General features: G+C 47.2%; 11 protein-coding genes. 2 read left to right on the plus strand and 9 right to left on the minus strand.

Annotated elements, in window-relative coordinates:
* Positions 1 to 144: 144 nt before the first annotated feature.
* From AXX12_RS12610 to AXX12_RS12635, 6 genes are all read right to left on the minus strand, one after another.
* The gene (locus AXX12_RS12610) at positions 145 to 1,017 is read right to left on the minus strand and encodes an NAD(P)-dependent oxidoreductase (protein ID WP_082816851.1); all 873 of its coding nucleotides are present in this window, start codon (positions 1,015 to 1,017) and stop codon (positions 145 to 147) included.
* An 83-nt stretch (positions 1,018 to 1,100) separates the two neighbouring features.
* Positions 1,101 to 2,147 (minus strand): Ldh family oxidoreductase, encoded by a 1,047-nt coding sequence (locus AXX12_RS12615; protein ID WP_066243235.1) that lies wholly within the window; start codon positions 2,145 to 2,147, stop codon positions 1,101 to 1,103.
* Positions 2,148 to 2,185: 38 nt separating this feature from the next.
* Positions 2,186 to 3,184, minus strand: a complete 999-nt coding sequence (locus AXX12_RS12620) for a tripartite tricarboxylate transporter substrate binding protein (RefSeq protein WP_066243239.1) — start codon at positions 3,182 to 3,184, stop codon at positions 2,186 to 2,188.
* A 119-nt stretch (positions 3,185 to 3,303) separates the two neighbouring features.
* On the minus strand, positions 3,304 to 4,803 hold the full coding sequence (locus AXX12_RS12625; RefSeq protein ID WP_066243244.1) for a tripartite tricarboxylate transporter permease: 1,500 nt from the start codon (positions 4,801 to 4,803) through the stop codon (positions 3,304 to 3,306).
* 12 nt (positions 4,804 to 4,815) lie between these two features.
* On the minus strand, positions 4,816 to 5,265 hold the full coding sequence (locus AXX12_RS12630; protein WP_066243247.1) for a tripartite tricarboxylate transporter TctB family protein: 450 nt from the start codon (positions 5,263 to 5,265) through the stop codon (positions 4,816 to 4,818).
* A gap of 77 nt (positions 5,266 to 5,342) precedes the next feature.
* Complete coding sequence (locus AXX12_RS12635; RefSeq protein WP_066243250.1) at positions 5,343 to 6,035, minus strand: RraA family protein; 693 nt, start codon at positions 6,033 to 6,035, stop codon at positions 5,343 to 5,345.
* A gap of 272 nt (positions 6,036 to 6,307) precedes the next feature.
* On the opposite strand from AXX12_RS12635, the gene AXX12_RS12640 reads away from it, so the two are divergent.
* Entirely contained in the window at positions 6,308 to 8,179 is a 1,872-nt protein-coding gene (locus tag AXX12_RS12640) for a sigma-54-dependent Fis family transcriptional regulator (RefSeq protein ID WP_066243254.1), read from the plus strand.
* Between the two features lie 105 nt (positions 8,180 to 8,284).
* Here AXX12_RS12640 and AXX12_RS12645 read toward each other — a convergent pair whose 3' ends face one another.
* The 3 genes from AXX12_RS12645 to AXX12_RS12655 form a co-directional block, all read right to left on the minus strand.
* Complete coding sequence (locus AXX12_RS12645; protein WP_066243258.1) at positions 8,285 to 9,115, minus strand: phosphoenolpyruvate hydrolase family protein; 831 nt, start codon at positions 9,113 to 9,115, stop codon at positions 8,285 to 8,287.
* Between the two features lie 24 nt (positions 9,116 to 9,139).
* Positions 9,140 to 10,351 carry a Tm-1-like ATP-binding domain-containing protein gene (locus AXX12_RS12650; protein ID WP_066243260.1) on the minus strand — a complete coding sequence of 404 codons (1,212 nt, stop codon included), beginning with the start codon at positions 10,349 to 10,351 and terminating at the stop codon, positions 9,140 to 9,142.
* A gap of 198 nt (positions 10,352 to 10,549) precedes the next feature.
* Positions 10,550 to 11,686 carry a GGDEF domain-containing protein gene (locus AXX12_RS12655; RefSeq protein WP_066243263.1) on the minus strand — a complete coding sequence of 379 codons (1,137 nt, stop codon included), beginning with the start codon at positions 11,684 to 11,686 and terminating at the stop codon, positions 10,550 to 10,552.
* A gap of 32 nt (positions 11,687 to 11,718) precedes the next feature.
* Here AXX12_RS12655 and AXX12_RS12660 point away from each other — a divergent pair, with 32 nt between their 5' ends.
* Positions 11,719 to 12,249 carry a hypothetical protein gene (locus tag AXX12_RS12660; RefSeq protein ID WP_066243266.1) on the plus strand — a complete coding sequence of 177 codons (531 nt, stop codon included), beginning with the start codon at positions 11,719 to 11,721 and terminating at the stop codon, positions 12,247 to 12,249.
* Positions 12,250 to 12,256: the final 7 nt, after the last annotated feature.

Raw genomic sequence — 12,256 nt, forward strand, 5'->3', positions numbered from 1 at the left:
TATGTAATAGTATTACTACCATTTACACAGTGGAGGTGTTTGTGCAATTAAATGCATTGCGTCATGTGATCAGCATGAGTAGTTTATAATGGCATAATCTTTGTACAAACCTTGGGTTTGCTCATCCCTCTTGTTTGGTAACCACTATTTCATTGCCGCGAAAATTTCATGAAAATCCTTGGGCGGAACTCCTTTGAAGTATTCCTTCAGCTTAAGATTGGTACACCAATGGAGTTTTGCCTTGGTGGCCTCTGACATCGTGCTGTCTACGTCAATACCCTTAAGTGTCGCAATTACCTCATCCATCTCATGCTCCCGGCGTTCGGAGTGAATTGCGCCTCTGGCGAGCAGTCCATTTGTTACTTCCAGGAACGGACCTGCTGTTAATGTTTCTTCAACCGATGCCAAGACATCGTCTTCGATTCCATACTTATGTCCGGCTACTATCGTCTCCAACAATAAAGCAACAAAGCCTTTCATAAATATGCTGCGGAACATCTTCGACGCCGAGGACTTGCCAGCAGGGCCCTCCAGCAAGGTAAGATTCATCCCATAAGGCTTCATCTTCTCAACGAATAGAGCCGCGCCAGCGCCCGATGCCAGTATGGGCACTCTATGACCGCTAGTTGGAACCGGTCCCATGACGGCTGCATCAACAAACAAGGCATGAGGGGAAACAATCGCATCTGCTTTCACTTTCGTATCCGGACCAGCGGAGTTTATATCTACATAGATTTGTCCAGGCTGAAGCTGTGGCGCGCTGGCTTGGGCAAGCGGTACTACCATGTTGGCGCTTACCGAAGAAAAAACAATCTCTGTGGTCGCGATCAAATTTTCCAGGCTAGGCGTGAGTGTCGCTCCGGCCTCTTGAGCCCGCTTCTGAATGAGTTCTGACTGCGGTGAAATATCCCAAAACTTATCGTACGCTATGATATCAGCCAATCCTTCGCTGGCTAAACCTTTGGCTATGTGAAATGAAGCTTCGCCAAAGCCGATAAAACCAATTTTCAGCTGCATGATACATGACCTCCCTTGAATCCGTTAGCTCGCTCCTCGAAAAGACTTTACCGCTTCGAAATTCATGACTTTCCTCGCTTGCATTAAATTAACTTCGACACCTCATAACGTTCAGCCAGTCTGCCGAGGTCTGCAAGCACATCATTTGCTAACGGAATACCTTCTTTTAGCCGCTTTGCTTCCAGGTTGAACTCGATTTCTCCCGGCATATACACTTGTCCGCCGCTAGCGGACGGCAGTGACTTAATATGAGTAATGACCTTGTCAACATTTTGCGCGAAGAACTGGGGATTGATAAAACTGGCGACATTGATGGCGATAAACAGGTGTCCAGTTTTTGACGGGCCAGACGTATCGGTGACATTGATCACTTCGCCGGTTAACGCGGTGCCGGTCAGCACCCCGCATAGCAGATCAATGCACAGGGACAGACCTGCTCCTTTTGGTCCACCGATGGGCTCCAGGCTTCCCTTCAGCGCTGCCTTGGCATCCTCGGTCGGTCTACCGTCGGAGTCAACCGCCCAGCCAAGCGGTATTTTCTCGCCGACGAGAGATGCATAGCGAATTTTGCCGCGAGCTACCACCGAGGTGGACATATCAAGTACAATCGGCTTCTGCTCACCCGCAGGGATAGCGATCGCCAGCGGATTTGTTCCCAGTAGTGGCGTCTTGGTGTTATATGGGGTCATCGCGGGCGAAGAATTAGTGATAACCAAACCCACCATATTCTCCCTTACTGCCCGCAGGCCAAAGTAAGCCGCAACACCAAAATGATTGGAATTTTTCACTGCCACGACAGATGCACCGCTAGTTTTGGCTTTACTAACAGCGATATCCATCGCCTTCGCTCCCGCGATTTGGCCAAAGCCATTATTGGCATTGAGCAAGGCTGAGGCGGGAAACTCCTTTTCAATGGTCATCTTTGAGTTTATATCCATCACACCGGCGGCAATTCGATTTAAGTAAGTAGAAAGCCTCACTACTCCGTGAGAGCTGACACCGCGAAGTTCTGCACATAGCAGCGATTCAGTGAGAATTGCTGCGTCAGACAGCTCTAATCCAGCTTTAATTAATACTTCGCTGCAAAACTTTTCTAAACGATCAAGCGTAACGATTGATTTTTCACTCATTCCAAATCCCTCTTTATATTGGAATTCATTATACCCAATTATTTTTTCCAGCCTAATAGGTGTACAAGGCTTCTTAATGCCTGTTCTTCTTCCGTTACCAGCTTTTTATAGTCTTCACCCGTACGACCGTCAACGACAAGACCCATTTTCTTCATTTTCTCAACATGATCCGGATTTTTCATGGCGTTGCCAACAACAGTCTGGAGCTTTGCCAATACTTGAGAATCCAGCCCTTTGGGAGCTCCAAGACCTCTCGTCGTGTAATTTATTACTTCCACTCCCAACGCCTCTTTAAATGTTGGTACAGTGGGGATCTGCGGATTACGCTCCTTCGTCATGACCCCCAAAACTTTAAACTGTCCCTCTCGCATTGGCTCCAGGATTTCTCCTACCTTTACGGTAAACAGATCAACATGGCCGCCAAGAACAGCTGTCAACGATTCTGAGGCTCCACCAAATTGAACCGGCTTAATTTTTACGCCCATTTTCTCATTAATTGTCAAAACAGCAAGATGGTTGCTAGAGCCTACTCCGTTCGATGTTGCAGTCAACTCGTGAGTCTTGGCGTACTCCACCATTTCTTTAAGATTTGTAAACCGTTTTTCATCAGCCCGGACAGCGATAACCGCAGGGTCAATAACATGATTTGCAATGTAGTCAAAGCTTTCATAACCAGGTCTTTTTACAGAAGGATTTAGTTCACCCTGAACCAATCCTGGGGTATTGAAGTATCCGAGCGTATAACCATCCGGTTTGGCTTTTAGCAGATCAGAATAGCCTATCCAACCATTTGCCCCCGGTTTGTTTTCAATCACTATCGGTACTCCCAGCTCTTTTTCTAGAAAGGGAACTAAAGTGCGAGCGCCCAAGTCAGTTCCTCCGCCTGCGGCAAAAGATATAATGATAGTAATCGGCTTATTAGGATAGTCGCTCTTCGGCGCACTCGCTTTTGGAGCCGCCGAATCTTTACCGCCGCAGCCGGCAATTGTCCCCATAACCAACATAAGCACCGTTATAATCACAAGCATCTTTTTCATCGTTTTCCCCTCCATATTCATAGATTATTGATTATTCGCCCAGAGCCAGACTACTCCATGCGGGAACTGATCCCCCCTTTACAGAAAAGAAATTCAAGCAGTAATTTGCCGTCCAATGCTTACATTTCCGCCTCGGCGCCCTTCTCTTTGCGTCCAAAATACAGGCTGAAAGCTATAATCGCAAAAGCAATGGCTAATAGCGTTGCCGCGATTGGCCGCTGAAAGAACGGCATAAAGCTGCCGCTAAAAATCGTTAGGGACTTAAGCAGGGAAGACTCTAATATCTTACCTAGGACAAAAGACAGCAAGACCGGCGCTAAAGGAAACTCTACCTTTTTCATTAAATAACCCAGAATGCCGAATGCCAGCATGGCTGCAACATCAAAAATGCTGTTGCTGAGGCTGTATGCCCCAATAATCATGATAATGATAATGTTCGGCAGTAAAATCTTAAAGGGAACCATGGTAATCCTGGCCCATGCGTTTGCCAGCGGCAAATTCATTATAAGTAGTATGAGATTGCCGATAAACATACTAGCAATAACACCCCAGACAAATTCAGGATTCTTCTGCATCAGCGTCGGGCCTGGCGTAAGCCCATGCATGATGAACGCTCCGAGCAATACTGCGATGGCGGGGGAACTAGGGATACCTAATGTAAACAACGGTATCAGCGCGGCTCCGGCGAATGCATTGTTTGCCGTTTCTGGCCCGGCAACTCCTTCTATGGCGCCTTTGCCGAAACGCGACGGATCTTTAGCCACCTTTTTCTCTACAGTGTAACTCAGTATGGTAGAAATCGTTGAGTTGGTCCCCGGAACCAGACCCAGCAGCATACCTATGCCGCTGCCTCTCAAAATAGCCTTTAGCGTGGGAATCCACTCATCGCGTCTGGGCAGCATATTCTGAATTTTAGGAGGCTTTTGGGCTTGAGCATTTAAATTTTCTTCAGCAGTGGTAAATACCTCCGACAGACCAAATAGCCCCATTGCAATGGATATAAACTCAAAGCCATCTTCTAAGTGTGCCTCGCCAAAAGCAAATCGAATTGTTCCTGTTAACTGATCCATGCCAATGAACGCCAGGGTTAAACCAAAGAGCGCTGAGATCAGCCCTCGAACTAGTGATTTACCCATTAGGCCTATCAATAACGCTAAGCCGACAACAACCAAAGCAAAATACTCAGGCGGTCCAAATTTAAGCGCGTACTTGGCAATTACCGGTCCCACCAGAATGAGAGCGAAGAGAGAAAATAATCCGCCAATAAACGACCCGATCGCGGCAACACCCAGCGCAGTTCCGGCTCGTCCTTGACGAGCTAGGGGGTAGCCGTCTACGCAAGTCATGAGTGAAGCTGACTCACCGGGGGTATTAATGAGTACCGAGGTGATAGTTCCGCCATACATGGCGCCGTAATAGATGCCTGCCAACATAATTACCGCCGAAACCGGCGACATGCCAAATGTAAGAGGCAGGAGAAGAGCAGTGCCGGCTACAGGCCCTAGCCCTGGCAATACGCCGACAAACTGGCCGAAGGTTACACCGATCAAGGCATACAATAAGTTCCAGCCACTAGTCGCTGTATCAAACCCCAGCAATAAATATCCTAAAGTGTCCACAGCCGCTCTCCTTTACCATCCAAATTGATTGACAGGTAATGGAATACCTAAAACTGAGCCGAAGATAAATAATGAGACGCCCGTTACCACGATAGACATACCTAGTCCCCAATACCATTTATACCCGCGCAAGAACAAGATAAACAGCATGAGAATACTGGAAACAGCAAACCCGACATGCTCGACAATAAGCATAAACAGAATAAAGGAGCCGATACAGGTTATTAAATTCATTAAATCTGTGCCTTTTGGCATAAGCTCCGCAAAATGAGTATTATTTCTTTTTAGTGACATAACGAGATTAACTGCAGCGAGAAGAACCATGAACCCTGTAACCCACATTGGCAGCAGCCCGGGCCCGGGACCATATTCACTAAAATACTGCATTTCAGATGCCTGGTAAAAAAACACACCGCCAACCAGAATGAAAAAAGCGCTTACATATACTTCAATATTTTTCAATTGGACCCCCCTCACTTATCGCCTTATGCATTTACCAGCTCCAGTCAGGCGTTACAAGGAGCCAGCTTGTCGTTTTCTCATTTATAGTAGTCGTCGATAATTTCGCAGCCCTTCTTTAGGAACACCTCGTCTGAATACATCGACCGGTCCAGCGTACCTGCCTCGATTGCTTTAAAAGTGTCCTGCTCTTTTGCCTGCTTGGCCCTAGCTTTCTTAGCAATTACCGGAGCATCTTGCGGTCTGATGACCACAATGCCATCAGCATCCCCTACCAGGATGTCGCCAGGGTTTACCACGACACCACCACAGCTCACCGGTACATTGATTTCTCCGGGGCCGTCCTTAAACGGCCCTTTGGGCGTAACACCAGCGGCATAAATCGCCATATCCATTACCTGCAAGGCCTCCACATCACGCACGGCACCGTCGATGACGATTCCGGCCAATCCTTTCTTAAGCGCCTGGCGCATCATGATTTCACCGGTGAGCGAGTTAACCAAATCGCCTTGCACATCCACCACAATGACGTCTCCGGGTTGAGCTAAATCCAATGCTTTGTGAAACATCATATTATCACCGATTCGTGCTTTAACGGTAAGAGCCGGACCTAGCAGCGGAGTGCTGTTTACCCGTTTAATCCGCGCGTCCACGCAACTAAATCGGTTCATTTCATCAGCAATATTAGCTACCGGTAACCCCTTAAACTGCTCGATTAGATCTTTGTCAGGACGATTGACCTTCTTAAAAATTCGGAATCCGGCATTTGACATAACAATCTCTCCTTTTCGTAATCGAATTGTATATTGCGACAAACCTTATGGCTTTACGACTGAGCCTATAGATACACTATTGCATGATGTATGCCAATATCTGATTTTTCAAAAAAATATATTAATCCGTAAATTACACCCTTATTTACTGACTTATCTGCCTCCCACTCATAGTTAGAAAAAAATTACATCTTGAATCCATTTCCATTGTTTGGTACAATTTGCACAGAGGTATGATATATTCTGCTACAACTTGATGTGGAGTGATGCACATGGCAAATATACTATTTCTGGTGTCGGACGATGCAATGATAAAATATGCCAGAGAAGTCCTTGCAGCCGGCTACCCTGATATCGAACTTGAAACAGCATTTTTTACAAAAGCAGTTGAACTGTTGCCAAGCCGTATTGCCAAAGGAGTAGAGGTAGTTGCCGCCAGAGCTGGAACTGCTTTGTCGATCAAACAGGCTCAATTAAACATATCTGTCGTTGAAATTCCGATTACCAGCTTTGATATTATGCGTGTGGTTCACGAAGATAACTTATATGCAAAAGACATTGCAATTGTCACCTACTCTGAGATGATTTTGGGAATCGATTCTCTTGCCGAACTATTAAATTCAAAATTCTTCCAGTATACGATGAGGAATAACCAGAATTATGAATCAGCTGTATTAGAGGCTTTCCAAGACGGAGCAGAAGTCATTCTAGGCGGAGCTAGAGTAGTAGAAGCTGCTAAGCGTCTGAACATTCCTGCTTCTTTAATAAAAATAGGCAAAGAAAGTCTCTTGCAGGCAGCGCGCGAGGCAAAACAAATTCAACAGGCGCTAGAAATCGAAACCGCTAAGCGCGGTTTTTTCAGCACCATATTAGATTACGCCTATGACGGAATCGTAACAATTGATAAGGAGAATACCATTACTGCCTTCAATCCAGCTGCCCAAAACATTCTCAAAGTGAATAAGTCTAAGGCATTAGGACAACCAATTGAGCAGATTATGCCTCAGCTTCGTCTGGGGACTGTTTCTAAAACCAAACAAGATGATATCCACCGAATTATTGATCTAAATGGCGTCAGGATTATGTGCAATAAAGTTCCCATCATCGTTAACGGTAAATCATTTGGCGCTGTGGCTACTTTTCAGGAAATCAGCAAGATTCAACAGATGGAAGCGATCATCCGCCAAGAAATTTATGCTCGAGGCCATATTGCCAAACTCCATTTTTCCGATGTTGTCGGCGAGAGCACCGAAATGGTGACAGCAATTGAAAACGCTACAGATTTTGCCGCCACAGATTTCAGCATATTGATATTAGGCGAAACCGGCACTGGTAAAGAAGTGTTCGCCCAAAGCATTCACAATATGAGCAAACGAGCCAAAGGTCCATTTGTAGCGATAAACTGTGCTGCCTTACCGGCGCAAATTCTCGAGAGCGAATTGTTTGGCTATGTCAGCGGCGCCTTTACTGGCGCCAGCAAAGAGGGTAAGCCAGGTGTGTTCGAGGTCGCCCATGGCGGCACCATCTTTTTAGACGAAATTGCCGAAATGGACTATGTTAACCAAGGCAGATTATTACGAGTACTCCAGGAAAAAACCGTTGTCCGTTTAGGCAGCCACAAAGTGCTGCCTGTCGATGTACGCATCATTGCGGCAACAAACAAAGACTTGGATTTGCTAATTAGCGAAAACAAATTTCGCGATGATTTGTATTATCGTCTCAATGTGCTAAGCCTGGAGCTGCCGCCGCTTCGTACGCGAACAACAGACATCCGGCTATATGCAAATACGTTCTTACAGGAATGTTCTGCAGGTTTAAGCCGCAAATTCAGCCTCAGTCGCGACGCGATGCAGTGTCTTGAGGAATATCCTTGGCCGGGGAATATCCGCGAGCTAAAAAACCTGATCCAGCGCCTAACTGTTACCACGAAAACCGCTGTGATCGACCGCGCACTGTTGACACCAATTTTAAAACACAATAGAACCGGCTCATCGCCGGTTCCGTCTCGAAACAGCCGCTTAATAGATGAAATTAAAACTGCGCTTGCGGAAACCAAAGGCAATTACTCTGCCGCAGCGAAATTATTAGGTATTCATCGCATGACGTTGCGGCGGAGGATGCAAAAACTCGGCATCGAGTATTAACTTTAATAATGCGCCAATGGGCTGGAAATCCCCTATAAATAGTGGATTCCAGCCCATTTAATTTTATGTTTGATCCGTCCGCTTGATTATTTAAGTAGCATTATATTATTGAAAACTCATTTCCGTAAACTCTCTCACTTGTGCGGCAATGGCTTTTTCGGTCGGCAGGCGTTCCATGCTGGAGGCGCCGTAGAAACCCACAACGCCTTGGGTATGGGCTAGGATGTATTGAGCATCAGCTGGCTCGGCAATCGGGCCGCCATGACAGATCACCATGATATCTGGATTAATTGCCTTCGCAGCATCATGCATGCTTTGAATACGTTTGACGCAGTCGTCCAGCGTCAACGCCGTCTTTGCACCAATTGTGCCTTTAGTAGTCAATCCCATGTGTGCTACCAGCAGATCAGCGCCTGCTCTGGTCATTTTTTTCGCACCCTCGTCATTGAACACATAGGGGGAGGTCAACATATCTAGGGCATGCGCTTTGGCAATCATTTCAACTTCTAGATCATAGCCCATGCCAGTCTCCTCTAAGTTTTGCCGAAAGGTGCCGTCAATTAGGCCAACTGTTGGGAAGTTCTGCACGCCGGCAAAACCGATTTCCTTCAGTTGCTTCAAAAATACATCCATTAGACGGAAAGGGTCTGTGCCGCAAACACCGGCCAGCACTGGCGTATTGCGGACAACAGGCAGTACTTCACTGGCCATCTCGACTACGATGGCATTGGCGTCACCGTATGGCATTAATCCGGCCAAAGAACCGCGTCCCGCCATGCGATAGCGACCAGAGTTATAAATGACCATCAGATCTACACCGCCAGCTTCAGCGCTTTTGGCCGAAATGCCGGTACCAGCGCCAGCGCCGATGATTGGTTTTCCTGCCGCAACCTGTTTTCTCAGTTTCGCCAATATCTCGCTTCTTGTCATCGCCATAATCATTCCTCCTTCATTTTTGTGTTACTGCTTTAACATGCTGACCAGTTTCTTCGCCATGGCCAGAGCAAACTCATCGTCATTGATATCCATATCCAGTTCAATTAGCTCTACGCTATTCCGGTCAATCGTCTGCCGCAGTGTATCAAATAAAGCGGCGTCTTCCTCCGGACCGTAAAAGGGCTTGCCTGCCACATCAATCAGAGATACGCCCTTGAGAGGTAGGAATAGCGCTGTTGGGCCTTTGGCTGCATTGATTTTCCCGCTAATAATTTTACCTAGCTCAACACACTCTGTTTGGGTCGTACGCATCAGCGTTACAGTCGGATTATGCGGATAAAACTTCCTTGTTTTGAATTTTTCCGGTATGGTGTCCATCGGGCCAAAATTGACCATATCAAGAGCGCCAACTGATACAACCTGCGGAATACCTGCCTTGCCAGCCGCCTCCAGACGATGCGGACCGGCTGCCAGCACACCGCCGACCAATTCATCCGCCCATTCGGTAGTCGTCACGTCTAACACGCCTTTGATGAACCCGGCATCGATAAGGTCTTCCATCGCCTGGCCGCCTGTACCTGTGGCATGGAATACCAATACTTCATAGCCCTGATCCTCTAAATATTCCCTTGCTTTGGTCACACAAGGAGTGGTCACACCGAACATGGTGGCCGCCAGAAGTGGCTTTTCTGCAGCGACAGGCGGCGCGCCACCTTTGACCATCCCGGCGACAGCATGCGCCGCATTCGCCAAAATCTGCCGCGACAGACTGTTAAGTCCGGAGATGTCGACAACAGAATACATCATGCAAATGTCTTTAACCCCTACGTACGGCCTGGTATCGCCAGATGCCAGAGTAGAAACCATCACCTTAGGAACTCCCACAGGCAGAGCCTGCATTGCCGTTGTGCCAATAGTCGTACCGGCGCTGCCGCCCAGGCTAATGATGCCTGCCACTTCGCCATTCTCGTACAGTTCGCTGACCACTTTGGCCGCACCTCGTGTCATAACCGCCATGGCCAAGCCCCGGTCATCCTTGGCCTGCAGTTCAAATAAGCTTGTTCCACCAGCTTCGGCAACCGCGGCATTGTCAATGTCAGGAGTAAAATACGGCGATCCCTTCACACCCGCATCCACAGTGACAGTACCAAGACCGGCGCCTGTAATAATGTCTCTGATGTACTGAAACTCCTGTCCCTTGGTATCCAGCGTACCTAACAGCACTACCTTAGCCACAGTCTTCCCTCGCCTCCTTTATAGTCTTACCATATTATTCCAGAATTATCGATTAATTCCTTCTAATATGTAATCCATAAAAATAAAAAGGAGGTCTGCTAATACATGGGGCACTAACGATCAGAAGCAGATCTGACTGCAATAGGTTGAATGCCGCGGTGAAGTAAAAGAAACCGCGGCTATAGCGAATCTTTGACTTCATTCGCTTTGCACGCGGTTTCTACCCATATCTTTCGCTTTGTACATCGCCATATCCGCCTGGTTAATGACGTTCTCCAGCCGAATCTGCTTGCCGGTGGCAGCGGAAACGCCAATACTTACCGTATAGAAGATGAAGTCGGGGGTTGCCCTTTCAACTGCCAGGCGCAATCGCTCTGCAGCCTGAACAGCAGTGGTTTTATCACAATCAGGCAGTAGAATCACAAACTCTTCGCCGCCATAGCGGCAGGCAATATCTGACTGTCGCATATTTACCCGCATCACCTGAGCTAGGTTGGCGATAATTCCGTCGCCAACGCCATGACCGTACCTATCATTTATTCGTTTAAAATGATCAATATCGATGATCATTAAAGCAACACTTTCATTCTTGCGAATTGCCGACTTGATCAATTGATTAGCTAACAGCAAAAACGCACGGCGATTATAGAGGTTGGTCAGAAGATCCGTGTCGGCGTATGTTTTCATCTCCCGGCTTAGTTTTTCCTTTTTTACCAGCACATAGCCTAGGCAGCCGATCAGCAGTAAGCCTCCAAGCGCCAGTAAAGGAACAACCTGCGATGGTTTGGCGGCAAAGAGACGATAGCCACCCTGTATCCACACATCTACGCCCCTCCACAGTACAGCAGAACAGCAAAGACAATACATTGCTCCTAATATTTTTTGCAGGGGTGAAGATCTGTGTCGCGAAAACAATAACACTCTCCCTGGAATTAAGAACATAAAAGCGGAGAGAAAAGAAGCAACAAGCACTGCCACGGTCTGCTCCATGCCAAAAATAGGCCACAGTGCCAGTTGCGAAAAAGCGACAATGCTCGCATACACAGCAGTGCAGCGAGTTGTTACAACATACTTCAAAGAGATGACAGCTAGCGACTCCATCATCCAACCCAAAAACAAAACACTGTTACCGACAGAGAAGGAAAGCCAGATTGGCAAGACTTCTCTCGCCACGATCAGCCCCCATGCAATCGCTTGCAGGGCTCTTCCCAATAGAAACAGATAATCGTACTTTGTGGTTTCATATTGGAAAAGATCAAATGCCAAAAAAAAGATAGAGAGACAGTGACCTAGAATCAATACAATAATGACTGTGCTGATATCTACGACAGGCATGTACTCACCTCTATCCGCAATCGGCGCAATTCTTGCAATACTTGCGGAATTCGCTTTTTATTGAAGAATTCCTGCCTAATTACTTAGCGTGCAAACGCAAAGATACGCCTTTTATCAGCAGAATTGCGCCGACCGATACAACCTGCGGTATACCAGTAGAAGCGATTGCGGCTGACTTAGGGTTAAAAATAGGCTGGACCCCAGCATCGGGCGGAACCATCGGCGGACGAGTGACGCTGCTGGTATTCGCTATGATGCGTCGACAATTACCAAAACAGAGGAACAGCAATGCGCCTGGTGGCAAGAGCAGTTTGCCTGTCCGCTGCCCAATATTATTAAAGTGGACTCGGTCGAAGCCTGTATTCAACTGGTTTCACACGGATCGGCTGGTACATTGCGCCAAAATCCACATTGTCAATCGCCGCTCGCTTTATTCGAGTCCGGTTGTTTGGCAGGATGGACAGGCCATGCTGCGAAGAACGATCATGATCTATAACCACGATATCCTGGAGAAGCCTGAAGGCAAACTCTTTGTTGATCATGTATTGCGCAATTACGCATAAACCAGTT

The organism is Anaerosporomusa subterranea, assembly GCF_001611555.1.
GTDB lineage: Bacteria > Bacillota > Negativicutes > Sporomusales > Acetonemataceae > Anaerosporomusa > Anaerosporomusa subterranea.